The following is a 25,330-nucleotide window of genomic DNA, read 5'->3' as shown; positions in this document are numbered from 1 at the left end:
CCGGATTCTGCGCCCTTTGGCGCGCCTGATTCCAGGGGGGATACCGTGTTTGACGTAACCCGATTTGCAAAGGCCGCGGACTCGATCATTGAGGCCGGCCATTTTCTTTACCAGCGAGGCTGGTCGCCGGCCACCAGCAGCAACTATTCTGCGCGACTGGACGAGCACCACATTGCAATTACCGTGTCGGGCCGCCACAAGGGCAAGTTGCATCCGGGCGATGTCATGGTGGTCGACCTGTCGGGTCATCCGGTTCAGAGTGACTGCCGGGCTTCCGCAGAGACACCGTTGCACACTGTGCTTTATGAACTGTTCCCGGAGGTCGGGGCGGTTCTGCACACCCATTCGGTAAAAGCCACGGTTCTGAGCCGGCTTCTGTCTGCCGGACAGTCGCTGATCCTTGAAGGCTATGAGCTGCAAAAAGCGTTTTCCGGTGTTGAAACCCACGACGCGACCCTGACCATTCCGGTATTCAATAACACGCAGGACATCAACGGGCTGGCTCAAAAAACCAAGCAGTGGTTTGCATCCCATCAAGGTCAGCCCGGATACCTGATTCGTGGCCATGGGCTCTATACCTGGGGCGAAACCATGGAAGATTGCCTGCGCCACGTGGAAGCGTTTGAATTTTTGTTTGAGTGTGAACTGGAAGCCATGAGGGTTCGACCATGACCACCTTGAGTATCTTTGATCAGAGTCAGCCCGGGGTGGCCCGTCAGGTCACGCAGGACACCGCAGAGATTCGAGAGTTGCTGGCGGAGCAGGGGGTTCGTTTCGAGCAGTGGCCCACCAAAGACCTGCCCGATGACGCATCGCAGGAAGCGATTTTGGCGGCCTACCACGACGAGGTCGAGTCGCTGAAGGCCGAGTGTGGTTTCCAGACCGCCGATGTGGTCAGCCTGAACCCGGATAACCCGCAAAAAGAGGCGTTTCGAAGAAAGTTTCTGGACGAGCATACCCACAGCGAAGACGAGGTTCGCTTCTTTGTGCGCGGTCAGGGTCTTTTTTACCTGCATTTCGGCGACCAAGTGTTGTCGTTGATGTGTGAAAAGAATGACCTGATCAGCGTGCCGGATGGCACCCGGCACTGGTTCGATATGGGGCCGGAGCCGAGGTTTACCTGCATCCGGCTGTTCAGTAATCCGGAAGGCTGGGTCGCAGACTTCACCGGAGATGACATCGCCAGCCGCCTGCCGCGCTACGAGGCGATAGTGGGGGAGGCGTAATGATCCGGGTCGTTCTTACCGATATTGAAGGCACGACCAGTTCCATCTCCTTCGTGCACGATGTGTTGTTTCCCTATGCCAGCGAGCATCTCCCGGCCTTTGTCCGGGCGCATAAGGACCGGCCGGACGTCTTCAGACAACTGGATATGGTCGCCGAAAGCGCCGGGCAGGCCCGGCAGGACATTGAGTCCCTGATCGACACCCTGCTGGCCTGGATCCGGGAAGACCGGAAAGAAACGCCACTGAAGGCACTTCAGGGCATGGTCTGGGCTGAGGGCTACGCCAGTGGAGAGCTGAAAGGACACATTTACCAGGACGCCGCCGAGCACCTGCGCCTCTGGCATGATCGCGGGCTGAGGTTGTTCGTATATTCCTCCGGTTCCGTTCAGGCCCAGAAGCTGATTTTTGGCCACACGATTGCCGGTGACTTTACGCCATTTTTCTCGGGCTATTTCGACACCGGCGTTGGTGGAAAAAAAGAGCCGGACTCTTATCGCAACATTCTTGCCGAACTGGGTGTGCAAGCATCGAGTGTGCTGTTCCTGTCGGATGTTGAGGCGGAACTGGAGGCTGCCGAGGCGGCAGGCCTGAGGACCGCCTGGTTGATTCGTGACGGCGAACTGCCGGAAGAAACCGGTCGGTTTGTTGCCCGTGATTTCTCGGAGGTGGAGACCCTGCTGCGCAAGCAGTAGCTCCCCTCCCGCCCCGCGGAGGTACGCATGTCCGGAGTCCCTTGCTGCAAAAGCCTGATTCCGGCCCTGTGCATTGTCTTTCTCAGTGCCTGTAATCCATTCTCCGATGCCCGCCCGATGATGGACGAATACATCGAGCGGGTGGCTCGGGTTCTGGAATCGGAGGCTGAATTCTCGACCGTTCCATCACCCTCGCAGATGCCCCGTCGCCGTGACCGCGTTTTACCCATGCCCGAGCTGGAAATGGGCATGCTGGATTTTCTCTCGCTGTACGGGTGCGAGCTTCAGTTTGTGGTGGGCGAGAAAAACTCGGTCATGGGGCGGGTGATGCAGCCACTGAATCGCCTGCGCTATGAGCTGCGCTTTATCGAAGCGGCGCAGGAGTGCCTGCCGGAAACCGACAACGAAGACCTTGCCGCTGAGCTGGCAGATGCCATTGACAGCAAAAAGGCGTCACTGCCTATCGCCGTGTGGAATGCGACCTGGGGCGCGGAAGAGGTAGAGACGCTGTTCACGCTCGCCAAAGGGCAATACCCGGTAGCGGCGGAGGAAAATCCGGTATCCGATCTGGCGCTGGACGCCGAGCAGCTGAATGAGGCGGTGTCCGACCTGCTGGCCGGCCGGTTGTCGGTGGACCTGGATTTTGCAGGCGGTGTTCAGCAGCGTTGGCAGGCGGAGTATCGCGCGGGGCAGTTGATCAACAGCGCCGTGCTGGTTGCCACCCGGCTGAACGACGCCACCTCGCTGATCAGGGCACGACTCGATGAGCGACCGCTGTGCCTGAACGGTCAGCCGAACAATCAGTCCGACATCGTGAAAAGCATGTTCTTCAGCGTCTACATCGAACAGATTCAACCGTACCTGAGTGATCTACAGCGTGCGCGGGTCGCTTTGTTGGAGCCGCTGGCGCGGCTGGCTGAAATCCAGAAGCCGGTGATGCCGGAGAGTTTCTCGGACTGGTCTCGCACGCACCTGTCCCAGTCATCGGAGGAGGGGGTTTGGTATCAGCTTGACGAGGCCATCGCCACCCATACGCAAAGCTGGCAGCAGCTACTCGGACAGTGCGGATTGCGACCGGGCGCCTGATGGGCGCCCGGGGCTGTTACTGCTTTGCGGCTACAGTTGGTGGAGCGGGCCGATTCACCTTCAGATGCACCATGGCGAGGGTGAACAGCGCGAAGGTCAGCACGGTCAGCACGGTGGGGCCGATGCCTCCCTGACTGAGCCAGGCCGAGACCAGCGCCTGGGTGAAGTAAAAGATCACCACGAAGGCCATCCATATGTACCCGCGGTTGTGGCCCCGGAAGACGGGCACCGCAAACACCAGCAAAGGAATCAGCTTTACTGCCAGTATCAGCGGGATGGAAACTCCCTCGACCGGGTTGGGGTAGAAGGTGGTTACCACCAGTGTGATCAGCACCGCCAGATACGTGATGGAGGTGAGCTGGGCTGTCTTGCGGGCTTTGGGGTTGTGCAGCATCTAGATAGATCCAGTTTCGAATGAGTGCTTGGGTAAACGTACGCTGTTTGCCAACGGGCGTATCAGTTGGAAAGCTTTTCGGCCAGCCGGGCCAGCCTTTCACCGAAGGCCTGAGCCAGCTTTTTCTCGTCCTCTGTCAGGCTTTTCTGATCCTCGGTGCCGGCCCAGTGGGTCGGGCCGTAGGGTGTTCCTCCCGATTCCGTTTTGCCCAGAGCCTCTTCGGTGTACGGCAGGCCGCAAAGCACCATGCCGTGATGCAGCAGTGGGACCATCATAGTAAGCAGAGTGCTTTCCTGGCCGCCGTGCAGGCTGCCAGTTGAAGTAAATGCACCGGCAGGCTTCCCCGCCAGTGAACCGCTCAGCCATAAGTCCCCGGTCGTATCGAGAAAGTGCTTTAACGGCGCAGCCATGTTGCCGAAGCGGGTCGGGCTGCCCAGCGCCAGTCCCGCGCAATTGGCGAGGTCCGCTTTGCTGGCGTACGGCGCTCCGGTTTCCGGTACTGCGGGCAGTGACGACTCGGTATCTGGCGATACCGGAGGCACTGTGCGAAGCCGGGCTTCCATGCCGTTGACCCGGGCGATCCCCCGGGCAACGTGTTGAGCCAGTTCTGCGGTCTGGCCGTTACGGCTGTAGTACAGAATCAGAACGTAGGGCGACGGGGCGGACATGAGGCTCTCCTTTGCTGTGAATCCGGCCAGGCCGGTTACAGGATGGTCAGGACGTTTTCCGGCGGACGGCCGACGGCGACCTTGCCGTTGGCCATGACAATCGGGCGTTCGATCAGCTTCGGGGTGTTCACCATGGCCTCGATAAGCTGCTCACGGGTGAGCTCTGGGTTGTCCAGTCCGAGGGCTTGGTACTCGTCTTCCTTGGTGCGCATCAGCTGCCTGGGTTCGATATCCAGAGCGATCAGAATGGCTTCCAGCTGCTGAACTGTCGGTGGCGTTTCAAGGTAGCGTATAATCTCCGGTTCGATACCCCGATCGGTCAGAAGTTGCAGGGTTTGGCGGGATTTCGAGCAACGTGGGTTGTGGAAAATCCGGGTAGGTTCTGTCATCGTCGGGCCTGGTTCTATCAAGGTAAGTGCGTCGGTTATCAGAGGCCGGTAGTCTAACAGGAGGATTTCGCGTGCAGTACCCTGGGAAGCAGACGTTTTTTCGCCGGGCATTGGCCCTTGGGGGCATTTCCCTGGTACTTCTCCTCGCCGGATGTGAGAAAATCGAGTTGCAGCGTGCCGACGGGCCCGCGCTGAACTGGGATCAGCTTCGCGGCCAATGGGTGCTGGTGAATTACTGGGCGGAGTGGTGCAAGCCCTGCCTGGAGGAAATTCCCGAACTCAATGCTCTGGATACCGCGCCCGATATTGCCGTATTGGGGGTGAATTTTGACGGTGTCCAGGGTCAGGCGCTGCAACAGTTGGGCGAGCGGATGGGCATCGAATTCACGCTGCTGGCGGAAGACCCGGCCGAGAAACTGGGGTGGGACGTTCCGATTGCCCTGCCTGCCACCTTCATTGTGGGCCCCGAGGGTGATCTGGTCGAAGCCCGCTTTGGCCCGCAGACCGAAGCCGAACTCCGGAGTTTGATTGGCGGCTGATTTGCCCGACTCCCAACGATTTTTCTAGCAGGACACCCCTGACGTTATGCCGAAGACTTTCGTACACCTCCGGGTACATTCTGAATATTCCATGGTAGATGGCCTGGTTCGGGTCAAACCCCTCATTGGCCGGGTTGCTGAACTGGGCATGCCGGCAGTGGGGCTGACTGAGCAGTCCAACATGTGCTCGCTGGTGCGTTTCTACAAGGCGGCGCTGGGTTCCGGCGTGAAGCCGATCATCGGGGCTGATCTCTGGCTGGATAATCCGGAAGAGCCGGAAAACCCGTTCCGGATCACGTTGCTGGCCCGGAACAATGATGGCTACCTGAACCTGACCGAGATTATCTCGCTCGGGTACACCCAGGGGCAACGCTTCGGCAAGCCCATCGTGCAGCGTGCCTGGCTGGAGGAGCGCGCAGCCGGCCTGATCGCACTGTCCGGCGCCAAGCAGGGTGATGTCGGCAAGGCGCTGCTGGCGGGTAAGAATGATCTGGCTCGCGAACGGGCGGCATATTGGAAGAGCCTGTATCCGGGGAGCTACTACCTGGAACTTCAGCGCACTGGCCGGGCAGGCGATGAGGAATGCCTGCATATGAGTGTTGCGCTGGCACAGGAATTTATGTTGCCGGTGGTGGCAACCAACGATGTGCACTTCCTTCACGGCGAGGACTTCGAAGCTCACGAGGCCCGGGTGTGCATCGGTGAAAGCCGGACCCTGGATGATCCGCGCCGTGATCGCCGGTTCAGCGATCAGCAGTACCTGCGCAGTGCCGAGGAAATGATCGAGCTGTTCTCGGACATTCCTGAGGCCGTGGAAAACACCGTCGAGATTGCCAAGCGTTGTTCGGTCAAGGTTCGGATGGGGGAGTACTTTCTGCCTAACTACCCGATCCCGGACGGCATGACCATGGATGAGTACTTCCGCAAGGTGTCGGAAGAGGGCCTCGAAGAACGCCTGACGACCATCCTGAGCAAGGACGATCCGGAATACGACAGCAAGCGGGATGCCTACTACAAGCGGCTGAATTTCGAGCTGGATATCATTACCCAGATGGGGTTCCCGGGTTACTTCCTGATCGTTATGGACTTCATCAAGTGGGCCAAGAACAACGGCGTGCCTGTGGGGCCTGGCCGGGGTTCCGGTGCCGGCTCCCTGGTCGCCTATGTGCTGCTGATTACCGATCTCGACCCGCTGGAATACGATCTTCTGTTCGAACGATTTCTTAATCCGGAACGGGTGTCCATGCCCGACTTCGACGTCGACTTCTGCATGGAAGGCCGGGACCGGGTGATCGACTACACCGCCCGCAAGTACGGCCGGGAAGCGGTTTCCCAGATCATCACCTTCGGTACCATGGCCGCCAAAGCGGTGGTGCGGGATGTGGCCCGGGTGCAGGGCAAGTCCTATGGTCTGGCGGACAAACTCTCCAAGCTGATTCCGTTCGAAGTGGGCATGACCCTGAATAGGGCGATCGAGGAAGAGCCGCAGCTTAAGGAATTCCTGGAGCAGGACGAAGAAGCCCAGGAAATCTGGGAAATGGCGCTCAAGCTTGAAGGTGTGTGCCGGAACGCCGGTAAGCACGCCGGGGGCGTGGTTATCGCACCCACCAAGATTACCGACTTCTCTCCGCTGTACTGTGATGATGAAGGCGGCAGCCTGGTTACCCAGTTCGACAAAGGGGACGTTGAGGAGGCCGGTCTGGTTAAGTTCGACTTCCTGGGGTTGCGGACGCTCACCATTATCAAGTGGGCGTTGAACATGGTGAACCCGCGAAGGGAAAAACGCGGCGAAGAGGCGCTGGATATCGCCACTATCCCCCTGGATGACAAGCGATCTTTCGAGATGCTCAAGCGGGCAGAAACGACCGCGGTGTTCCAGCTGGAATCCCGGGGCATGAAAGATCTGATCCGTCGACTTCAGCCGGATACCCTCGAGGACATGATCGCACTGGTAGCCCTGTTTCGTCCGGGCCCCCTGCAGTCGGGCATGGTAGATGACTTTATCGACCGGAAGCACGGACGCCAGCCACTGTCTTATCCGCACCCGGATTACCAGTACGCGGGCCTGCAACCGGTGCTGGAACCCACCTACGGGGTCATCCTGTACCAGGAACAGGTCATGCAGATCGCTCAGGTGATGGCGGGCTATACCCTGGGTGGTGCGGACATGCTGCGCCGTGCAATGGGTAAGAAAAAGCCTGAAGAGATGGCCAAGCAGAAGGCGATCTTCCTCGAAGGCTGTGAAAACAACGGCATCGACAAAACCCTGGCCGAAAACATCTTTGACCTGGTGGAAAAGTTTGCCGGCTACGGCTTCAACAAGTCGCACTCGGCGGCCTACGCACTGGTGTCGTACCAGACGCTCTGGCTAAAAGCGCATTACCCGGCGGAATTCATGGCGGCGGTACTCACCGCCGATATGCAGAACACCGACAAGGTCGTTACGCTGGTAGAAGAATGCCGCAGCATGAAGCTGGATCTTCTGGTGCCAGACGTCAGCCGTTCGGAATATACGTTCACCGTTAACGACGATGGCCAGATCGTCTACGGGCTTGGCGCCATCAAGGGGCTGGGTGAAGGTCCGATTCAGGCAATTGTCGAGGGTCGTGGCGACGGCGAGCCGTATCAGGACATATTTGATTTCTGCCGCCGCATTGACATGAAAAAGGTCAACAAGCGGGCTCTGGAGGCACTCATCCGCTCTGGCGCCATGGACAAGCTGGGGCCGAGCCGGGCTCAGTTGATGGCGAGCATTGATAAAGCCATTCAGCAGGCCGCGCAGCAGTCGCGCAATGAGACTGTGGGCATGATGGATATGTTCGGCGATGCCTTGAGTGGTGGCGCCGAGGACAGTGACCCTTACGAAGACGTGGCAGGTATTCGGGAATGGCCGGAAAAAGAGCGGCTCAAGGGCGAGAAAGACACCCTTGGCCTGTACCTGACCGGTCACCCCTTCGATGAATACGAAAAAGAGGTGCGCCGCTTCGTCCGCAACTCCATTGCCGACCTCAAGCCAAACCGATCTCCCCAGCGGGTCGCAGGGCTTGTGGTCGCTCAGCGGACCATGAAAACCAAGTCCGGATCGACCATGTGTTTCATCACGCTGGATGATCGGAGTGCCCGCATTGAAGCCACGTTGTTCTCCGAAACGTTCATGGAAAACCGGGAGCTCCTGGGCTCAGACCAGGTGATCGTGGTGGAGGGCGTGGTCAGCCACGACGATTATTCGGGCCAGATGAAAATGCGGGTGAGCTCGGTGACTGATGTAGGCACGGCGCGCCAGCAATTCAGCAAGGGACTGAAACTGGTTTTGCATTCGGAACAACTGCATAACGGCTTGCTGGACAAGCTGGACTCCACTCTGCGCCCGTTCCGTTGCGAGGGTAGCCCGGTGTGGATTGAATACAGCAGCGACCAGGCCCGTACCCGGATTGATCTGGGTGAGAGCTGGCGGGTGCAGCCGGACGACAATCTTCTCCTGGAGCTTCGCTACCTGGTTGGCGACCAGTCGGTAGAACTGGTCTATGATTGAATAAGTCCGGCAAGGTTCTGGGCGCCATCGCGGCTGACATATTGAAAAGTTAAGGTTTTGTCAGAAAGCGGACTCATACCAATGTCCGCTTTTTCCTGGAAGTGGGCGCTGCTATCTTTGTCCCAAATTCTGGTTTGGCAGGGGGGATTCCCTGCCAGGTAATCAAAATGATGGAACATCATGAACCCTAACTATCTGGATTTTGAGCAGCCCATTGCCGACCTCGAGGCCAAGATCGAAGAGCTTCGGATGGTGGGTAATGACACCGATATCAACATTACCGACGAAATCAGTCGGCTGAAACGCAAGAGTGTCAGCCTGACTGAGAGCATTTTCTCCAACCTGCAGCCCTGGGATATTGCGCGTCTAGCCCGGCATCCTCGTCGTCCATACACCCTTGATTACGTCGAATCAATTTTCGAGGACTTCGATGAGTTCCACGGTGATCGCCGTTATGCGGATGATCTGGCGATTGTCGGTGGAACCGCTCGCCTGGACGACAAGCCGGTGATGATCATCGGGCACCAGAAGGGGCGCGAAGTGCGCGACAAGGTTCGTCGTAACTTTGGTATGCCTCGCCCCGAAGGCTATCGCAAGGCGTTGCGGCTGATGGAAATGGCGGAGCGGTTCAAGCTGCCGATCATGACCTTCATCGACACCCCGGGGGCCTATCCGGGCATTGGTGCTGAGGAGCGTGGGCAGAGTGAGGCCATCGCCTTCAACCTTGCAGTTATGTCGCGGCTGAAGACACCGATCATCTCGACAGTCATCGGTGAAGGCGGATCAGGTGGTGCGCTTGCCATTGGTGTGTGCGATCAACTGAACATGCTGCAGTATTCCACTTACTCGGTTATTTCGCCCGAGGGTTGCGCTTCCATTCTCTGGAAAAGTGCCGAGCACGCGGCGCAGGCGGCGGAAGCAATGGGTGTTACCGCCGATCGCCTGAAAGAGTTGGGCGTGGCAGACAACATCATTGGTGAGCCTCTTGGTGGGGCGCACCGAAACCCGGAGGAAATGGCCGGCTCACTCAAGGAAGCGCTGGTCAGGGGTATGGATGAACTGGCTCGCCTTCCTGCGGACGAACTGGTGGCCCGCCGCTACGAGCGGCTGACCCGATATGACAACGGGCGGTAAGCCCGGCTCCGGATTTGCCTGGCCGGACGCACTGTGCTGCGCGGTCAGGTCGCTTCCCCAGCATTCCCGCCTATGGGTCGCCCTCAGTGGTGGCCTTGACTCCATGGTTCTGTTGCATCTGGCCACAGCCTGTCATCAGGGCCGGGTTGCCTTGGCTGCTGTCCACATCAATCATCAGTTGCAAGCCAATGCCGGCGAGGCCGAGGCATTATGCCGGGCCGTGTGCGAAGAACTGGAGGTGCCGCTGGAAGTTCGGCGGGTAACCGTTGACGCCTCCTGCGAATCGACGCCCGCCGGCGGCATCGAAGAAGCCGCGCGCGATGCCAGGTACGCAGAGTTCGATCAGATTCTCGCGCCCGGCGATCTCTTGCTGATGGCCCATCACGCCGATGACCAGGCTGAAACGGTGCTGTTTCGTCTGCTGCGGGGAACTGGCGTAGCGGGGCTGGCGGGGATGCCGGTGCACCGGCCTCTTGGTCGGGGGCACCTGTTTCGGCCGCTGCTGGCGTTCGGGCGGGCAGAGCTGGAACGCTGTGCCCGTGCAGCCGCGTTATCATGGGTAGAGGATCCCAGCAACACCGACCGGGTGTTTGATCGTAATTATCTTCGCCATGAAGTCATGCCAGGTTTGAAATCCCGCTGGCCGACGGTGATTCAGCGGGTCGAGCGCAGCGCCGAAGCCTGTGCCGAGAGCACCTTTCTGAATCAACGGCTGGCGGAAAAGCAGTGGCTGGAATTGGGTGACCAGCAGGGCCGGGTGGATCTTGCCGGTTTCCGCACCTTGTCATTGGCTGAGCAGAAAAACCTGATTCGATGGTGGGTTGATCGTCAGGGGTATGCACCCCTGACGGTCTCAGGCTGGCGTCAGCTGATTCATGATCTGACGGAGGCAGCAGAAGACCGGGCCCCTGTCATAGAAGGGCGCGGATTCAGTCTGCGGCGGTTTCGCTCGAAACTGTACCTGATTCCAGACCGGCCGGCGCCACCGTCAGGCCCGGTATTCCTGGTGCCCGGGCAAACGCTGCCGTGGGGGTGGTGGACCCTGCGCCTGGAGTCGGTGCTTACCCCGCAACCGCCGTTGCCGCCAATAAGGGTATCTACGAGGCAGGGTGGTGAGCGTGTGCCGATGAGTGCCAGTGAGCACTCTAAATCGTTGAAAAACTGGTTTCAGGAGCAGGCGGTCCCGCCCTGGGAAAGGGCCTGTCTGCCCTTGGTTTTTGTGGGATCCGGGGCGGCGGAGCAACTCATTGCCGTTGGCGATTTCTGGTGTTCTGGCCAATACTCAGGAGGCGCTCCGGCGGCCGGTTGGCGGCTGGTTGTGGGGCGGGATTGTGATTGAGTCACCGGGTCCTTTCTGGTAGTCTGGCGTCCCATCTTGAGATGACAATCTCCCCTCTTCACCGAACCAGATAATCATGGAATCTGCATGACGCGTTATATTTTCGTCACCGGCGGTGTCGTGTCCTCATTGGGTAAAGGTATTGCTTCGGCGTCTCTGGCTGCGATCCTGGAAGCCCGTGGCCTGAAGGTCACCATTCTCAAGCTGGACCCGTACATCAACGTGGACCCCGGCACGATGAGCCCGTTTCAGCATGGCGAGGTGTTCGTCACCGAGGATGGGGCTGAAACCGATCTTGACCTTGGACACTATGAGCGCTTCATCAGGACTCCCATGAGCAAGCGCAATAACTTCACGACCGGTCGGGTCTATGAAGAGGTGATCCGCAAGGAGCGTCGTGGCGACTATCTCGGCGGCACGGTTCAAGTTATTCCCCACATAACCGACGAAATCAAACGCCGGGTAGTTGAAGGCGCTGCTGGCGCTGATGTTGCCCTGATCGAGATCGGCGGCACCGTTGGCGACATCGAATCACTGCCTTTCCTTGAGGCCTGTCGTCAGCTGAAAGTTGAGGTGGGTTCGCAGCGTGCATTGTTCATGCACCTGACCTTGGTTCCTTACATCGCCACCGCTGGCGAAATCAAAACCAAGCCGACCCAGCATTCCGTGAAGGAAATGCGCTCCATTGGTCTGCAGCCGGATATTCTGCTGTGCCGGTCCGAACACGAAGTGGACGCCAGCTCTCGCCGCAAGATTGCGCTGTTCACCAACGTCGAAGAGCGCGCAGTGATTCCGTTGCAGGACGCCAAGTCCATTTATGCCATCCCGCGTATGCTTCACGAGCATGGGCTGGATCAGCTGGTGATCGAACGCTTTAACCTGGATGCAAAGCCCGCAGACCTCAGTGAATGGGATAACGTAGTCGAATCCCTGCTGAATCCGGAAGGCGAGGTGACGATCGCCATGGTCGGCAAGTACATGGAGCTGCTGGACGCCTACAAGTCTTTGATTGAATCGCTGTTGCATGCCGGCATCAAGACCCGCACCAAGGTCAACATCAACTACATTGACTCCGAAGACATCGAGCGCGATGGCACCGGTGCACTGGAAAGCGCCGACGCCATTCTGGTACCTGGCGGATTTGGTGAACGTGGCGTCGAAGGCAAGATCAACACCGTTCGTTACGCGCGCGAAAACAAGGTGCCTTACCTGGGTATATGCCTGGGTATGCAGGTGGCGGTCATTGAATACGCCCGTAACGTGGCCGGCCTGAAGGATGCCCACAGTACCGAGTTCCGCGAGCACACTCCGGAGCCAGTGGTTGGCCTGATTACCGAGTGGTTAGATGCCACGGGCGAGAAAGAAGAGCGCACCGAGACCTCAGACCTCGGTGGCACCATGCGACTGGGCGCGCAGGATTGCGTGCTGACGGAAGGCACCACGATTGCCGGTTGTTATGGCAAGAAAACCATTCGCGAGCGCCATCGTCACCGGTACGAAGTCAACAACCATTTCCTGCCGCAGCTCGAAGGTGCCGGCCTGACCATTTCCGGCCGGTCTGTGGATGGCAAGCTGGTTGAGGTCGTTGAGGTGGCGGATCATCCGTGGTTTGTGGCCTGCCAGTTCCATCCGGAATTTACCTCTACGCCGCGCGACGGTCATCCGCTGTTCAAGGGCTTTGTTGATGCGGCCCTGTCGAGAAAGAAAGGAGCCTGAGCATGGCACGGCAGAGCGTTACCGTCTCTGATATCGAGATAGCCAACGACAAACCGTTCGTGCTGTTTGGTGGCATGAATGTGCTGGAATCCCGGGAATTGGCGTTCGAGGTGGCAGAGGCCTATGTGGACATCTGCCAAAAGCTGGACATTCCCTACGTGTTCAAGGCGTCATTCGACAAAGCCAACCGCTCGTCCATCCACTCTTTCCGGGGCCCCGGGCTGGACGAAGGACTGCAGATTCTTGCCGACATCAAGAGCAAGTTCGGCGTACCGATCATTTCGGACGTTCACGAACCTGAACAGGCCGCGCCAGCCGCCGAAGTCTGTGACGTCATCCAGTTGCCGGCCTTCCTGAGCCGGCAGACCGATCTGGTCGTGGCCATGGCTGAAACCGGTGCCGTTATCAACGTCAAAAAGGCGCAGTTCCTGGCACCCCAGGAAATGAAGCACATCATTCGCAAGTGCGAGGAAGCCGGCAATGACAAGGTAATCCTGTGCGAGCGTGGCAGCAGCTTTGGCTACAATAATCTGGTGGTAGATATGTTGGGCTTTGGCGTCATGAAGGAGCTGAACGTTCCGGTGTTCTTTGACGTCACCCACTCCCTTCAGATGCCGGGCGGCCGCGCGGATTCCGCAGGCGGACGCCGCGCCCAGGTGACCGATCTGGCCCTTGCTGGTATGTCTCAGGGGCTGGCCGGACTGTTTCTGGAAGCCCACCCGGACCCCGACAAGGCCAAATGCGATGGCCCCTGTGCACTGAGAATCAGCCAGCTGGAGGCGTTCCTGAAACGCGTGAAGGCTGTGGATGAGCTGGTTAAGAGCTTCGAACCCCTGGACACCGCCTGACCGGCGGTGTTCTTCGTTTCATTACCCGTTGCTTACTTTGATTAGTTTGGAGACACGACAGTATGACTAAGATTGCCAATATCAAGGCCCGCGAGGTTCTCGACTCTCGCGGAAATCCGACCGTGGAAGCGGACGTTATCCTTGAGGATGGCACGCTGGGCCGCGCCTGTGCGCCTTCCGGTGCATCCACAGGCTCCCGCGAAGCACTGGAACTGCGTGACAAAGACGCCTCCCGTTACCTGGGCAAGGGCGTACTCAATGCTGTTGAAGCGGTCAATGGCAAGATTCGTGCCGCTCTGCTGGGTAAGGACGCCGCGGATCAGCGCGGTATCGACCATATCATGCTGGAACTGGATGGCACCGAGAACAAGTCCAGCCTGGGCGCCAACGCGATTCTGGCGGTCTCGCTGGCGGCTGCGAAAGCGGCGGCCACGTCTCTGGGCAAGCCTTTGTACGCGCACATCGCTGAGGTGAACGGCACCGCTGGCAAATTCAGCATGCCAGTGCCGATGATGAACATCCTCAATGGCGGTGAACACGCGGATAATAACGTGGATATCCAGGAGTTCATGGTGCAGCCTGTGGCGGCCAAGTCGTTCTCTGAAGCACTGCGTATCGGCGCGGAAATTTTTCACAGCCTGAAGAAGGTCCTGCAGGCTCAGGGACTGAACACCGCCGTTGGTGACGAAGGTGGCTTTGCTCCCGACCTGCCGTCCAACGAAGCGGCACTGGCAGTCATCCAGGAGGCGGTTGAGAAAGCCGGCTACGAGTTGGGCACTGATGTGACGCTCGCCCTCGACTGTGCCTCTTCGGAGTTCTACAAAGATGGCCAGTACCAGCTGTCCGGCGAAGGCAAGAGTTTCGATTCCGAGGGTTTTGCCGACTACCTTGCCGGTCTGTGCGAGCGTTATCCGATCGTTTCCATTGAAGACGGCATGGACGAGAGTGACTGGGATGGCTGGAAAGTGCTGACCGAAAAGCTGGGCAGCAAGGTTCAGTTGGTCGGTGACGATCTGTTCGTGACCAACACCAAGATACTCAAGCAGGGTATCGACAAGGGTATCGGCAACTCCATTCTGATCAAGTTCAACCAGATCGGCAGCCTTACGGAAACCCTGGAAGCCATCAAGATGGCGCAGGACGCTGGCTACACCGCGGTAATCTCGCATCGCTCCGGTGAAACCGAAGATACCACCATTGCCGATCTGGCCGTCGCCACCTGTGCCGGCCAGATCAAGACCGGCTCGCTTTGCCGTTCCGATCGCGTAGCCAAGTACAATCAGCTGCTGCGCATCGAGCAGGACCTGGACGGTAACGCACCGTACCGCGGCCTGGTCGAAATCAAAGGCCAGGGCTGATCCCTAACCTGTTGCCGATCGCAATCATTACGGTTGCGGTGACGGAGTAAAAGAGGCCATCGCTTGGGAACCTGGTTCCATAAGCGATGGCCTTTTCACACAATAGGTTGGAAGGATTTGTTGGTCATCTTCCACAAGGGCTATACTCGAGATTTACGCTGAGCGTGTAATCGGCATTTTTAGAATGGAACGGCGATGAAATTGCTTTGGGCAATCATGATCACCCTTATTCTGGTTCTGCAGGGGCGCCTGTGGTTCGGGGAGGGTAGCTTTGCGCAGGTTTGGGCGCTGGAGCAGTCGATTGCTGAGCAACAACGGGAAAACGATGAACTGGCCACCCGTAATGAGCGCCTCTATGCCGAAGTGCGGAATCTCCGGAATCAGCAGGGTGCGGTGGAAGAGCGGGCCAGAATGAATCTCGGCCTGATCCGCCAGGACGAAACCTTCTTCCTCGTCGTTGAGAACTGATCTTTCCTCCGTCTTTCAAGCCAGATACTGACCATCCATGAAACACCCGAAACGTTGGCTGATCGTTCCTGCCGCCGGCATTGGCAGGCGCATGCAGGCCGAGTGCCCCAAGCAATACCTACGAATTCAGTCCCGCTTTATCCTCGATATCACCCTGTCCCGGTTGCTGGACTCAGTGGCCTTTGACGGTTGCATGGTGTCGCTGAATCCGTCTGACCAGTGGTGGGTGTCGACCGAGGCCAGCGCCGATGAGCGGATCAGCACCTGCCTTGGAGGCCACGAACGTTCCGATTCCGTGTTGGCCGCATTGCAGGCTTTATCCGAGCGAGCCAGTCCGGATGACTGGGTGCTGGTGCATGATGCTGCCCGGCCGTGTGTGCACCCGGCTGATCTGGAGCGTCTGATCACGGTTTTGGCCGACCACCCCGTTGGCGGGCTTCTGGCCGCGCCTGTTTCAGACACACTGAAAAGGGGGACTGGAAGCGACGTCCCTGAGGTGGCTGAAACCGTCGATCGGCGCGGGCTTTGGCGCGCACTTACGCCACAGATGTTTCGATACGGGCTGTTGACGGAGGCGTTGCAGAGTGCGGGCCGCGAACAGCATCCGGTGACGGATGAGTCCTCTGCGCTGGAGTTTTTCGGTAAGATGCCTGTTCTCGTGGAGGGGCGAACCGACAACATCAAGGTCACCGTTCCTGCTGACCTGGAATTGGCGGGTTTTCTGCTCAGCCGTTCCTGACAACCTGAACTCAGCCGGAGTCAACTATGCGAATTGGACAGGGCTTTGACGTTCATGCCTTTGAAGAGGGCGATGCCGTTATTCTCGGGGGAGTGTCCATCCCCTACAGGCAGGGCCTGAAGGCCCATTCCGATGGTGATGTCTTGCTGCACGCCCTGGCCGACGCGCTGCTAGGGGCGGTGGCGCTGGGCGATATCGGTCATCTTTTTCCGGATACCAGTGCCGAATGGGCAGGCGCAGATAGCCGGGATTTGTTGCGCCGGGTCATGGCACGCGTGCGGGAAGAAGGGTTCGGTGTGGTGAATGTAGACACCACCATTATTGCCCAGGCGCCGAAAATGGCGCCTCACATCGAGGCCATGCGTCTGAACATTGCAGAGGATCTCGCTATTCCCGCCAACAGGGTCAGCGTGAAAGCCACCACCACTGAAAAACTCGGATTTACTGGTCGCGGTGAGGGAATAGCGTGCCAGGCCATTTGCCTGCTAGAGCCGTCCTTCTCGTGACTGAGGGCAAGACCCCTGGTCCTCACTGGCGATTGGACTGGCCCACATCGAGGGGCCGTCGAGTGGCATCTGCAAACCTGAAAACCCAGGTCGAAGATTTTCAGGTTGATGAGATTCTTGATTTTTTTCCCGCCCAGTCCGATGCGCAGGCTGTAACCGGCAGCGGTGAACACCTGTGTTTACGTCTGGAAAAAAGCGGCGACAACACCGAGTTCGTTGCCCGGGAGCTGGCCAGAATGTCCGGCTGTCGAGCCTTTGATGTGGGGTTTTGTGGCTTGAAGGACCGCCATGCGGTCACCCGCCAGTGGTTCAGCATCTACTGGCCAGGATCGGAGGCTGGAGACCCGGAGTATATCGCACGCGTTGCCGAACGCTGGCAGGTAGCCGGCGCCCAACGCTTTTCGCGCAAACTTCGCCGGGGCGACCACCAGGGAAACCGTTTCATCATCACGCTCCGTAATGTGCGTGGAAGCCGTGAACAACTCGATGAAGCCCTCGTGCAACTGAAGCAGAGTGGCGCGCCGAATTACTTCGGCCCCCAGCGGTTTGGCCACGACGGTAACAATCTGGATCGGGCTGCCAGTATGGACCCGAACGCCATGGACAGCCGCGGCCGACGGGGAAAGGGGAAAAAGCGTGGTGGCGCAGCGGCGTCTAAAAACGTATTGTACTTTTCGGCGGCACGTTCCTGGATTTTCAACGAGATCCTGGCCAGGCGTGTGGATGATGGCAATTGGGCGACCCCTCTGGATGGTGAACCGGGCGTGGCGGCCGACCCCGAGGTGGTCACCGGGCCTCTCTGGGGCGACGGCGGAACGGCGGCGACAGGTCTCCAGGCTGCGCTGGAGCGGCAGGTGGCGGAGCAGGCCCCTGAACTGCTGAAGCTGTTTTCCACGACTCGAATGAAACCGGAGCGGCGCCCACTGGTAGCCCGTCCTGATGACTTGACTTGGGAATGGCTCGATCTGGATTGCCTGCAGGTGGCATTTTCACTGACCCCTGGCCAGTACGCCACGGCAGTATTAAGCGATTTATTTGAGCTTGAGGACATGAGCCTCGGCCAACATAAGAAACGATAAGGCTAGCGGAGAAGACAGTGCGCATTCTGTTGTCCAACGATGATGGTGTCCATTCGCCGGGGCTGATAGCCCTGTATGAGGGGCTGGAGGGAATCGGCGATCTGGAAGTGGTAGCTCCGGATCGCGATCACAGCGGCGCCAGCAACGCGCTGACCCTGAGCCGGCCGTTGACCGTCGAACAGCATCCCAATGGCTATTATTCCGTCGATGGAACCCCCACCGACTGCGTGCATCTCGCGGTCAATGGTCTTTTCGAGGAGCCCTTCGACAGGGTGGTGTCCGGTATTAACACCCACGCCAATCTGGGCGACGACATTATCTACTCCGGTACGGTTGCGGCCGCCACCGAGGGCCGTCATCTCGGGCTGCCTGCCATCGCTGTGTCCCTGGTTAACGATGGCCAATTTCATTACGATACCGCGGCTCGGGTGGTGCGGATGATTCTGGAGGCCGGGCGCCCGCTGGCCCTGGGGCCACGATCCATCCTGAACGTCAACGTGCCCGATTTACCCTGGGATGAGCTCAAAGGTTTCCGTGTTACGCGGCTCGGCCATCGCGGTCGGGCAGAGGGGGCAGTACCCATGACCTGTCCGCGCGGCAAGCAGCGTTATTGGATCGGTGCCGCGGGCGAAGATAGCGATGCCGGAGCAGGCACGGATTTCCAGGCGGTTCGTGAGGGCTATGTATCGATCACGCCCGTGCACGTTGATATGACCCGTCATGAGGCCATGCGCAGGCTGTCGGATTGGGTTGGCGAGCTCGGTTTTGGTGAGGGGCACACGTCATGAGTGCTACCTTGCAAGGGATCGGCATGACTTCCCGGCGCACCCGTATGCGACTGGTGCAAAGGCTGAAAGACGCCGGCATTGAATCCGAACCGGTTCTGGATGTGATGGCGGATGTACCCCGGCACATCTTTTTGGATGAGGCGCTGTCGCATCGTGCGTATGAGGATACCTCTCTGCCCATCGGCCATGGCCAAACCTTGTCCCAGCCCTACATAGTTGCGCGCATGACCGAACTGCTGCTGGCTCATCAGCCAGGTCGGGTACTGGAACTGGGCACCGGATCGGGTTACCAGACTGCGGTCCTGTCCCAATTGTTCCCGGAAATTTTCAGTGTTGAACGAATCAAACCGCTCCAGGACAGAGCAAGGGAACGTCTGCGCAAGCTGAATATCCGCAATGTGCTGCTGAAACACGCCGACGGTGGCATGGGCTGGCCGGACAGAGGGCCTTTCGACGGGATCATTGTTACCGCAGCTCCTGAAGAAGTCCCTGCAGAATTGCTGGCCCAACTGGACGAGGGTGGGGTTCTGATTGCTCCCGTGGGAGAAACCGATCAGGTCCTGGTGGAAGTGGTCCGCCGTGGTGAGCATTTTGTCCGAAGAGAACTCGAGCCCGTGCATTTTGTCCCCCTGCTCGGGGGCGTCATCCGGTGAGTCGGGCATCCATCGAAGTCGCCGAGATCAGTCACAACCATCATCCTGCTGCCGTTTTTCTCCGGGGTATTGCCATGGGCGCTGCGGATATTGTCCCGGGGGTGTCCGGCGGCACCATCGCCTTCATTACCGGAATTTACTTTCGCCTGCTTGAGGCCATCAGTTCGGTACCTGAAGCGGTTGTCCGACATCTGGTTCGTGGCCAGTTCCGGGCCTTCTGGGACGCCTGTGACGGAACCTTCCTGGTTTGTCTGTTGGCCGGCATTCTCACCAGTATACTCACCCTGGCGTCGGTGATCGGAACCGCACTGGAGCAGTATCCCATTCTGGTTTGGAGTTTCTTTTTTGGCCTGATCCTGGCATCGGTCTGGCACGTCAGTCGGCAAATACGCCGGGTGCGTCCGGCGCTTGTGGTGCCGCTCTTGGCCGGAACGGTCCTCGCGTGGTGGATTACCACGCTAACCGCCAGTCAGGTATCGCCATCACCACTAATCTTTTTCGGCGCCGGGGCCCTGGCAATTTGCGCCATGATTCTACCCGGTATTTCAGGCAGTTTTATTCTGGTGATTCTGGGGATGTATGCGCAGGTTTTGAATGCTATTCAGTCGTTTGAGCTGCTGCACCTGGCTCTGTTTGCTGCCGGCTGTCTGCTCGGATTGCTGTCGATTGCCCGGGTTATCACCTGGGCCTTCCAGCATTTCCATGACGGGGTTCTGGCCCTGTTAATCGGGTTCATGATCGGCGCACTCAACAAGGTGTGGCCCTGGAAGGAAACGTTGAGTTGGCGCACGAATAGCTCAGGTGAGCAAGTGCCGCTGACTGAAATCAGTATCAGCCCGTTTTCCTTCACCGAGTTGGGTGGGCAGGATTCTCAAATACTGGCGGCGCTGGTTTGTGCCGCGGGTGGCTTTATCCTGGTGTTGCTGATCGAGTGGGGCGGGCAACGACGCAAGCGGGAAGCGTGTTAAAAAGTGTTACCTAATGCACAAAAAGGGTGTTTCGCCCGGTAACAGATCTCCTCAGAGGGTAACTTGGATTCGCCCCTGAATTGTGCAATATATTAGCAAGTTGCCATAAGAACACACAAAGCGCCTGATCGAGCCGTAGTCAGATACGGACCTCCTAACAACGGATTGATTTTTATTTCGTGACGATTTTTTCCGGGTTTTTCGCTGTCTTATTGACCCAGTTTCCGCGGCTTCCCCGGGGAGCCCGCAAGGGGCAATCGGGGGGCACAGCGCCCCGATACCAAGCGCGGATCGTGGTCACGCTTGCTGCCGTATTGTTGTTCAGCGGGTGCAATACGCCGGCACTGTATCATGATGACATCTACAATCCGCCGGTTTACTGGGGCCAGCATGTGGTGCGACCGGGCGAGACGCTGTACAGCATTGCCTGGCGTTACGGGCGGGACTACCGGGAATTGGGCAGCGCGAATGGCATTCATGCACCCTGGACCCTGAAAGTTGGCCAGGTACTCAGACTCGACCGACGCGGCACCGTAACCGCCAGTGCAACTCAGTCCGTCAGTTCGCGGCCTGCGCCCAGGCCCACCAAACCCCGGGTGTCCGCGCCCAGACCAACACCGACGGCTGCCACCAAGCCGACGGTTGTCAAACCTCCGGCAAAGAACACACCTCCGGTGAAGCAGAGCCAGACCGTAGCCCGAATCGACTGGCACTGGCCGCACGTTGGCACCGTACTTGCTGGTTATTCTTCCTCTGGCAAGGTCAATAAGGGCCTGGATATTGCCGGACAACCAGGTGATGCCATCAAAGCCGCAGCGAATGGAAATGTGGTCTATGCAGGAAATGGGTTGCTTGGTTACGGCAATCTGATTATTGTGAACCACAATGAACATTTTTTGAGCGCTTACGCACACAACCGAAAAATTCTGGTGCGAGAGGGGGAGGACGTAAAAGCCGGTCAGGTGATAGCAGAGCTTGGCAGCAGCGGCGCTGAACGACCCATGTTACATTTCGAAATTCGAAAGAATGGCAATCCGGTCGACCCCGCTCACTACCTGCCTCCAAGACAGTAACAAGTTAGATACTACTCTACTGACACCGACTGCCGGTACCAACGAAGAAACCGTGTTGTTAACAAGAATAACAAGGGCAACGGTTATAGCCGGCGAGCCCAGGTGATTCCTGATAACGAAGGAAGACGACGAACGTCCGCATGTAAGACGGAGTATCGGACGACTACACAGGATTTCTGAAAGACGGGGCAATACATATGTCAGCAGAGCGAGAAGAGATTATTGTCGATCGGGTCGCAGATGTAGACGAGTCCGAAGAAGAGCTGCACGAAGAAAAAGCGGAAAACCAATCCAGCAATGACGACGCAGCCGAGACAGAGGAAATTTCCAGCCAAGGGCGTTACGGTTCGAGCCAGAAGCAACTGGACGCCACCCAGCTTTACCTGAATGAGATCGGTTTTTCCCCCCTACTGACTCCAGAAGAAGAAGTTTATTTTGCCCGCCTCGCGCGTAAAGGAGAGGAGTCCGGCCGCAAGCGGATGATCGAAAGCAACCTGCGACTGGTTGTTAAAATTGCCCGACGCTATGTGAACCGGGGCTTAACGCTTCTCGACCTCATCGAAGAAGGCAATCTCGGCCTGATCCGGGCCGTTGAAAAGTTTGATCCTGAGCGTGGTTTCCGCTTCTCCACCTACGCCACCTGGTGGATCCGCCAAACCATCGAGCGGGCGATCATGAATCAGACCCGAACGATTCGGTTGCCCATCCATGTGGTTAAGGAACTGAACCTGTACTTGCGGGCGGCTCGTGAGCTGACTCAGAAACTGGATCACGAACCATCGGCGGAAGAGATTGCCAAGCTGGTCGATAAGCCGGTTGCCGACGTCAAACGAATGCTGGGTCTGAATGAACGCGTGGCCTCCATGGATACGCCGATTGGCAGCGGGGGCGATAAATCTCTGCTGGACACGGTGGCGGATGAGGGCGCAACTGATCCTGCTGAGGTTTTGCAGGATGATGACATGTGCAGCTGCCTCGAAAAATGGATTGACCAGCTCAGTGACAAGCAGCAGGAAGTACTGGCCAGGCGCTTTGGTCTTCGTGGCTATCCTGTCAGCACTCTGGAAGAGGTTGGTCATGAGATTGGCCTGACCCGTGAGCGGGTTCGCCAGATTCAGGTCGAGGCTCTGCGTCGCCTGCGCGAAATCCTCGAGAAAGAAGGTTTATCAGGGAATCTGTTGTTCAAGTAAAGAGCCTGAAAAGACGAGGGCCGATCGGTGGAAGCCGGTCGGCCTTTCTTTTTTTTAATATCGTTGCAAATGAGAACCAAGTGCCGAATCGCTTTCCTTTTGCGTTGTTAGAATGCGGGTTCCAGGTGGGGATAAGGTCGTCGAAGCCTGGGCACGCACGAATGAAACGCGTAGATAATAATGATTTAAAAGGAAAGGACTATGAAGAAGGCTATCTCTACTGGTTTTGTATCCCTGTTATTGACTGCGGCGTTATCTGCGCCGGCTTCTGCACTGACTGTCGACGGTGTGGATGTACCTGACACCTACACTGCTATGGACACTGAGCTGAAGCTCAACGGAGCTGGCACCCGCTCCAAGTGGTTTATGGATCTTTATGTTGGCGGTCTTTATGTGCCGCAAGCGGCCAATGACGGCAACGCGGTCATCAACGCCGACGAACCTCAGGCAATCACGCTGCATATTATTTCGGACATGATTACCAGTGAGCGGATGACTGAGGCGACCCTCGAGGGGTTTGAATCTTCCACCGGTGGCAACACAGCGCCCGTGAAGGGTGAAATTGATCGTTTCATGAATGTATTCAAGGAAGAGATCAAGGAAGGCGACGTATTTGATCTGGTCTATCTGCCAGGTGAGGGTGTCAAGGTGCTCAAAAACGGCCAGCAAAAAGATATTGTTGGTGATCTTGAGTTCAAGAAAGCCCTGTTCGGTATCTGGCTATCTGACAAGCCGGCGCAGAAAGACCTGAAAAAGGCTATGCTGGGTCAGCGTTAATCGCAAGCTGGGCCATCAAAAAAGCCGGCACTTTTGCCGGCTTTTTCATTTCAGTGCCTGGGTACGAGCAGGCCCCTGCGAAGCTTACAGATAATCCCGCTTCTGTTTGAACTCGCAGAGATCCTCGATTATGCAGGCTCCGCATTTTGGTTTCCTGGCGGTGCAGGTATAGCGCCCGTGCAGGATCAGCCAGTGGTGGGCGTCCAGCAGAAACTCCCTCGGCACCAGTCGCATCAGGCGCTTTTCTACCTCCAGAACGTTCTTGCCCGGCGCAATACCGGTCCGGTTCGATACCCTGAAGATATGGGTATCTACTGCCATCGCCATATGCCCGAAGGCGGTATTGAGTACCACGTTGGCGGTTTTACGGCCAACCCCCGGCAACGCCTCGAGGTCTTCCCGTTTTTCCGGTACCTGGCTGCCGTGTCGTTCAATCAGGATTCGACAGGTCTTGATGACATTCTCAGCCTTGCTGTTAAACAAACCGATGGTTTTGATGTAGTCCTTCAGTCCGTCAACCCCCAATGCCAGTATGGCCTCGGGGGTATTGGCGACCGGGAACAGCTTGTCCGTGGCTTTGTTCACGCCGACATCTGTGGCCTGAGCCGATAGGATGACCGCGATCAGCAATTCAAACGGCGTTGAGTAATTCAACTCAGTTGTCGGGTTTGGATTGGCCTCACGAAGCCGGGTAAAGATTTCAGTACGTTTTTGCTTGTTCATGGAGGTTCAATCTCAACTTGCCAGCGTGTCAGGAAACGTCACCGGTCACGCGTACGCGCTTGCTGCCCGGGGTTACAACAGGCGCACTGGCCTTGCGTCGTTCGCTCAGGCGGTTATCGATTCCGTTCTTCAGGGCGATCAGCAGGCCGAGGCCGATAAAGGCACCCGGTGGCAGCACCATAAACAGGACGTCCGGGTAGCTTTCAAAGGGGCGCATGACCCAATCTGCCGCTGCCGGGCCAAGCAAGAGATTCATATCGACGAACAACGTGCCCTGGCCAATCAGTTCCCTGAGGCCGCCCAGCACCACCAGGACGAATAAGAAACCCAGCCCCATCATCAGGCCATCCAACAGTGCCGGCCCTGGCGTCGTTTTGGAGGCAAAGGCGTCCGCCCGCCCGAGAATGGCGCAGTTGGTTACGATCAGGGGAATAAAGATACCGAGAATCTGGTAGAGCTCGTAGGTGAAAGCCTGCATCAGCAGTTCGGTACAGGTCACGAAGGACGCTATGATCATCACAAACGCGGGCAGCCGAACCGACTCGCTCACGAAGTTGCGTATCAGTGACACGGCCAGGTTAGACCCCATCAGCACGATCAGGGTGGCCAGCCCGAGTCCGATGGCATTGACCACAGTACTGGTGACGGCCAGCAGGGGACACAGCCCTAGCACTTGAACCAGGGCCGGGTTGTTGTTCCAAAGCCCGTCGTTAATGATTTCTCTGGAGGTTTTGGTGGTCATGATGAGCGCTCTCCAGCCGTTGTCGAGTCCGGGGCATTCAGCGAAGCGTTGTTTTTGTCCGCTGCCCGTGCGTCTGCTTCCAGTGTTGCAAGGATAGCGTCCCGGTTCTCGCGAAAGTAAATCAAAGCGCGTTGCACGGCATTGACGACTGCCTTGGGGGTTATCGTGGCACCGGTAAACTGGTCAAACTGACCTCCGTTTTTGCGAACGTTCCACTTGCGAAACGGAGGCTCTCCCAGAGTCTCGCCTTCAAAGGCCTTGATCCAGTCCGATTTCCGGACTTCAATTCGGTCACCCAATCCGGGGGTTTCCTTGTGGCTTGTAACCCGAACTCCGAGCAGCGTGCCGCTCATATCGAGGCCCACGAGCAAGCGGATATCGCCGGAATAGCCGTCCGGTGCAACCACAGGCAGGATCATGCCGGTTGCCTCCCCATCCTGACGGGCAATCCAGGCCGTTGGTGGTCCATTGGTGGTGAGTTCGTCGCTCGCCGGCAGTTGCGCCTGGTCGGTCAGTAAGTCGTTGTCGTGCTCACTTTCCGGAATGATCTCGAACAGGGCGCTGGCCTCGGCGCGCGCGGCCTGCTCTTTGATGCGGTCCTTGGTGATAGCCTGGGTAACGGCAATGGTTCCGCCCGTGATCAGGGCGAACAGGCCCAGACCGATGGCACTGCGTCGAATGGATTGTGTTATCGCTGACATGG

The 25,330-nt window shown here is 58.0% G+C and carries 27 protein-coding genes; 21 read left to right on the top strand and 6 right to left on the bottom strand.

The window, feature by feature from the left end:
- Window positions 1-45 precede the first annotated feature (45 nt).
- Genes LPB19_RS13865 through LPB19_RS13850 form a run of 4 tightly spaced genes read left to right on the top strand, consistent with a single transcriptional unit; the run spans window position 46 to window position 3,004 of the window.
- Entirely contained in the window at window positions 46-672 is a 627-nt protein-coding gene (locus tag LPB19_RS13865; protein WP_206643482.1) for a methylthioribulose 1-phosphate dehydratase, read from the top strand.
- Window positions 669-1,226, top strand: a complete 558-nt coding sequence (locus LPB19_RS13860; RefSeq protein ID WP_206643481.1) for a 1,2-dihydroxy-3-keto-5-methylthiopentene dioxygenase — start codon at window positions 669-671, stop codon at window positions 1,224-1,226. The genes LPB19_RS13865 and LPB19_RS13860 overlap by 4 nt, the downstream gene beginning before the upstream one ends.
- A complete protein-coding gene (gene mtnC / locus LPB19_RS13855; protein WP_206643480.1) occupies window positions 1,226-1,918 on the top strand; it encodes an acireductone synthase in 693 nt (230 codons plus the stop codon). Before LPB19_RS13860 ends, mtnC begins: the two co-directional genes overlap by 1 nt.
- A gap of 27 nt (window positions 1,919-1,945) precedes the next feature.
- Window positions 1,946-3,004 carry a DUF3080 domain-containing protein gene (locus LPB19_RS13850; RefSeq protein ID WP_228289122.1) on the top strand — a complete coding sequence of 353 codons (1,059 nt, stop codon included), beginning with the start codon at window positions 1,946-1,948 and terminating at the stop codon, window positions 3,002-3,004.
- Window positions 3,005-3,020: 16 nt separating this feature from the next.
- Here the strand turns inward: LPB19_RS13850 and LPB19_RS13845 are convergent, their stop codons facing one another.
- The 3 genes from LPB19_RS13845 to arsC all read right to left on the bottom strand — a co-directional run bounded on the left by LPB19_RS13845 (window position 3,021) and on the right by arsC (window position 4,455).
- Window positions 3,021-3,398, bottom strand: a complete 378-nt coding sequence (locus LPB19_RS13845; RefSeq protein WP_206643479.1) for a DUF2069 domain-containing protein — start codon at window positions 3,396-3,398, stop codon at window positions 3,021-3,023.
- Between the two features lie 62 nt (window positions 3,399-3,460).
- Window positions 3,461-4,066, bottom strand: a complete 606-nt coding sequence (gene wrbA, locus LPB19_RS13840) for an NAD(P)H:quinone oxidoreductase (RefSeq protein ID WP_206643478.1) — start codon at window positions 4,064-4,066, stop codon at window positions 3,461-3,463.
- 35 nt (window positions 4,067-4,101) lie between these two features.
- Window positions 4,102-4,455 carry an arsenate reductase (glutaredoxin) gene (arsC, locus tag LPB19_RS13835; protein WP_206643477.1) on the bottom strand — a complete coding sequence of 118 codons (354 nt, stop codon included), beginning with the start codon at window positions 4,453-4,455 and terminating at the stop codon, window positions 4,102-4,104.
- 71 nt (window positions 4,456-4,526) lie between these two features.
- On the opposite strand from arsC, the gene LPB19_RS13830 reads away from it, so the two are divergent.
- The 17 genes from LPB19_RS13830 to LPB19_RS13750 all read left to right on the top strand — a co-directional run bounded on the left by LPB19_RS13830 (window position 4,527) and on the right by LPB19_RS13750 (window position 23,162).
- On the top strand, window positions 4,527-4,994 hold the full coding sequence (locus LPB19_RS13830) for a TlpA family protein disulfide reductase (protein WP_206643476.1): 468 nt from the start codon (window positions 4,527-4,529) through the stop codon (window positions 4,992-4,994).
- 46 nt (window positions 4,995-5,040) lie between these two features.
- Window positions 5,041-8,526 (top strand): DNA polymerase III subunit alpha, encoded by a 3,486-nt coding sequence (dnaE, locus tag LPB19_RS13825; RefSeq protein ID WP_206643475.1) that lies wholly within the window; start codon window positions 5,041-5,043, stop codon window positions 8,524-8,526.
- A gap of 180 nt (window positions 8,527-8,706) precedes the next feature.
- Complete coding sequence (accA, locus tag LPB19_RS13820) at window positions 8,707-9,660, top strand: acetyl-CoA carboxylase carboxyl transferase subunit alpha (RefSeq protein WP_206643474.1); 954 nt, start codon at window positions 8,707-8,709, stop codon at window positions 9,658-9,660.
- Window positions 9,644-10,999: a tRNA lysidine(34) synthetase TilS gene (gene tilS / locus LPB19_RS13815; RefSeq protein ID WP_206643473.1), complete on the top strand. Its 1,356-nt coding sequence runs from the start codon at window positions 9,644-9,646 to the stop codon at window positions 10,997-10,999. Before accA ends, tilS begins: the two co-directional genes overlap by 17 nt.
- An 87-nt stretch (window positions 11,000-11,086) precedes the next feature.
- Window positions 11,087-12,715, top strand: coding sequence for a CTP synthase (locus tag LPB19_RS13810; RefSeq protein ID WP_206643472.1), 1,629 nt, complete (start codon window positions 11,087-11,089; stop codon window positions 12,713-12,715).
- Between the two features lie 2 nt (window positions 12,716-12,717).
- Window positions 12,718-13,563 (top strand): 3-deoxy-8-phosphooctulonate synthase, encoded by an 846-nt coding sequence (gene kdsA / locus LPB19_RS13805; RefSeq protein WP_206643471.1) that lies wholly within the window; start codon window positions 12,718-12,720, stop codon window positions 13,561-13,563.
- A gap of 62 nt (window positions 13,564-13,625) precedes the next feature.
- On the top strand, window positions 13,626-14,921 hold the full coding sequence (gene eno / locus LPB19_RS13800) for a phosphopyruvate hydratase (RefSeq protein ID WP_206643470.1): 1,296 nt from the start codon (window positions 13,626-13,628) through the stop codon (window positions 14,919-14,921).
- 195 nt (window positions 14,922-15,116) lie between these two features.
- Complete coding sequence (locus LPB19_RS13795; RefSeq protein ID WP_206643469.1) at window positions 15,117-15,389, top strand: septum formation initiator family protein; 273 nt, start codon at window positions 15,117-15,119, stop codon at window positions 15,387-15,389.
- A 37-nt stretch (window positions 15,390-15,426) separates the two neighbouring features.
- Window positions 15,427-16,128, top strand: coding sequence for a 2-C-methyl-D-erythritol 4-phosphate cytidylyltransferase (ispD, locus tag LPB19_RS13790; RefSeq protein WP_206643468.1), 702 nt, complete (start codon window positions 15,427-15,429; stop codon window positions 16,126-16,128).
- A 26-nt stretch (window positions 16,129-16,154) separates the two neighbouring features.
- Complete coding sequence (gene ispF / locus LPB19_RS13785) at window positions 16,155-16,634, top strand: 2-C-methyl-D-erythritol 2,4-cyclodiphosphate synthase (protein WP_206643467.1); 480 nt, start codon at window positions 16,155-16,157, stop codon at window positions 16,632-16,634.
- 62 nt (window positions 16,635-16,696) lie between these two features.
- Window positions 16,697-17,713 carry a tRNA pseudouridine(13) synthase TruD gene (truD, locus tag LPB19_RS13780; protein ID WP_228289121.1) on the top strand — a complete coding sequence of 339 codons (1,017 nt, stop codon included), beginning with the start codon at window positions 16,697-16,699 and terminating at the stop codon, window positions 17,711-17,713.
- Window positions 17,714-17,730: 17 nt separating this feature from the next.
- The gene (gene surE / locus LPB19_RS13775; RefSeq protein ID WP_206643465.1) at window positions 17,731-18,501 is read left to right on the top strand and encodes a 5'/3'-nucleotidase SurE; all 771 of its coding nucleotides are present in this window, start codon (window positions 17,731-17,733) and stop codon (window positions 18,499-18,501) included.
- Window positions 18,498-19,154: a protein-L-isoaspartate(D-aspartate) O-methyltransferase gene (locus LPB19_RS13770; RefSeq protein WP_206643464.1), complete on the top strand. Its 657-nt coding sequence runs from the start codon at window positions 18,498-18,500 to the stop codon at window positions 19,152-19,154. The genes surE and LPB19_RS13770 overlap by 4 nt, the downstream gene beginning before the upstream one ends.
- Window positions 19,155-19,228: 74 nt before the next feature.
- A complete protein-coding gene (locus LPB19_RS13765) occupies window positions 19,229-20,122 on the top strand; it encodes a DUF368 domain-containing protein (protein WP_206645800.1) in 894 nt (297 codons plus the stop codon).
- Window positions 20,123-20,415: 293 nt separating this feature from the next.
- Window positions 20,416-21,195: a peptidoglycan DD-metalloendopeptidase family protein gene (locus tag LPB19_RS13760; RefSeq protein ID WP_228289120.1), complete on the top strand. Its 780-nt coding sequence runs from the start codon at window positions 20,416-20,418 to the stop codon at window positions 21,193-21,195.
- A 197-nt stretch (window positions 21,196-21,392) separates the two neighbouring features.
- Complete coding sequence (gene rpoS, locus LPB19_RS13755) at window positions 21,393-22,385, top strand: RNA polymerase sigma factor RpoS (RefSeq protein WP_206643463.1); 993 nt, start codon at window positions 21,393-21,395, stop codon at window positions 22,383-22,385.
- Between the two features lie 201 nt (window positions 22,386-22,586).
- Window positions 22,587-23,162, top strand: a complete 576-nt coding sequence (locus LPB19_RS13750; RefSeq protein ID WP_206643462.1) for a chalcone isomerase family protein — start codon at window positions 22,587-22,589, stop codon at window positions 23,160-23,162.
- A gap of 84 nt (window positions 23,163-23,246) precedes the next feature.
- Here the strand turns inward: LPB19_RS13750 and nth are convergent, their stop codons facing one another.
- Genes nth through rsxG form a run of 3 tightly spaced genes read right to left on the bottom strand, consistent with a single transcriptional unit; the run spans window position 23,247 to window position 25,328 of the window.
- Window positions 23,247-23,885: an endonuclease III gene (nth, locus tag LPB19_RS13745; protein WP_206643461.1), complete on the bottom strand. Its 639-nt coding sequence runs from the start codon at window positions 23,883-23,885 to the stop codon at window positions 23,247-23,249.
- 28 nt (window positions 23,886-23,913) lie between these two features.
- Window positions 23,914-24,627 (bottom strand): electron transport complex subunit E, encoded by a 714-nt coding sequence (locus LPB19_RS13740; protein ID WP_206643460.1) that lies wholly within the window; start codon window positions 24,625-24,627, stop codon window positions 23,914-23,916.
- Window positions 24,624-25,328, bottom strand: coding sequence for an electron transport complex subunit RsxG (gene rsxG / locus LPB19_RS13735; RefSeq protein WP_206643459.1), 705 nt, complete (start codon window positions 25,326-25,328; stop codon window positions 24,624-24,626). Before rsxG ends, LPB19_RS13740 begins: the two co-directional genes overlap by 4 nt.
- Window positions 25,329-25,330 lie beyond the last annotated feature (2 nt).

Source organism: Marinobacter salinisoli (genome assembly GCF_017301335.1).
In the GTDB taxonomy this organism is placed as follows: Bacteria; Pseudomonadota; Gammaproteobacteria; order Pseudomonadales; family Oleiphilaceae; genus Marinobacter; species Marinobacter salinisoli.
Note: the sequence above shows the minus strand (reverse complement) of the source record. Positions and strands in the feature narration are given on the sequence as shown.

Coding starts and splice junctions, on each gene's coding strand:
- LPB19_RS13860 (WP_206643481.1), top strand. CDS start 669: ATGACCACCTTGAGTATCTTTGATCAGAGTCAGCCCGGGGTGGCCCGT.
- mtnC (WP_206643480.1), top strand. CDS start 1,226: ATGATCCGGGTCGTTCTTACCGATATTGAAGGCACGACCAGTTCCATC.
- LPB19_RS13850 (WP_228289122.1), top strand. CDS start 1,946: ATGTCCGGAGTCCCTTGCTGCAAAAGCCTGATTCCGGCCCTGTGCATT.
- LPB19_RS13845 (WP_206643479.1), bottom strand. CDS start 3,398: ATGCTGCACAACCCCAAAGCCCGCAAGACAGCCCAGCTCACCTCCATC.
- wrbA (WP_206643478.1), bottom strand. CDS start 4,066: ATGTCCGCCCCGTCGCCCTACGTTCTGATTCTGTACTACAGCCGTAAC.
- arsC (WP_206643477.1), bottom strand. CDS start 4,455: ATGACAGAACCTACCCGGATTTTCCACAACCCACGTTGCTCGAAATCC.
- dnaE (WP_206643475.1), top strand. CDS start 5,041: ATGCCGAAGACTTTCGTACACCTCCGGGTACATTCTGAATATTCCATG.
- accA (WP_206643474.1), top strand. CDS start 8,707: ATGAACCCTAACTATCTGGATTTTGAGCAGCCCATTGCCGACCTCGAG.
- tilS (WP_206643473.1), top strand. CDS start 9,644: ATGACAACGGGCGGTAAGCCCGGCTCCGGATTTGCCTGGCCGGACGCA.
- LPB19_RS13810 (WP_206643472.1), top strand. CDS start 11,087: ATGACGCGTTATATTTTCGTCACCGGCGGTGTCGTGTCCTCATTGGGT.
- kdsA (WP_206643471.1), top strand. CDS start 12,718: ATGGCACGGCAGAGCGTTACCGTCTCTGATATCGAGATAGCCAACGAC.
- eno (WP_206643470.1), top strand. CDS start 13,626: ATGACTAAGATTGCCAATATCAAGGCCCGCGAGGTTCTCGACTCTCGC.
- LPB19_RS13795 (WP_206643469.1), top strand. CDS start 15,117: ATGAAATTGCTTTGGGCAATCATGATCACCCTTATTCTGGTTCTGCAG.
- ispD (WP_206643468.1), top strand. CDS start 15,427: ATGAAACACCCGAAACGTTGGCTGATCGTTCCTGCCGCCGGCATTGGC.
- ispF (WP_206643467.1), top strand. CDS start 16,155: ATGCGAATTGGACAGGGCTTTGACGTTCATGCCTTTGAAGAGGGCGAT.
- LPB19_RS13770 (WP_206643464.1), top strand. CDS start 18,498: ATGAGTGCTACCTTGCAAGGGATCGGCATGACTTCCCGGCGCACCCGT.
- LPB19_RS13765 (WP_206645800.1), top strand. CDS start 19,229: ATGGGCGCTGCGGATATTGTCCCGGGGGTGTCCGGCGGCACCATCGCC.
- rpoS (WP_206643463.1), top strand. CDS start 21,393: ATGTCAGCAGAGCGAGAAGAGATTATTGTCGATCGGGTCGCAGATGTA.
- LPB19_RS13750 (WP_206643462.1), top strand. CDS start 22,587: ATGAAGAAGGCTATCTCTACTGGTTTTGTATCCCTGTTATTGACTGCG.
- nth (WP_206643461.1), bottom strand. CDS start 23,885: ATGAACAAGCAAAAACGTACTGAAATCTTTACCCGGCTTCGTGAGGCC.
- LPB19_RS13740 (WP_206643460.1), bottom strand. CDS start 24,627: ATGACCACCAAAACCTCCAGAGAAATCATTAACGACGGGCTTTGGAAC.
- rsxG (WP_206643459.1), bottom strand. CDS start 25,328: ATGTCAGCGATAACACAATCCATTCGACGCAGTGCCATCGGTCTGGGC.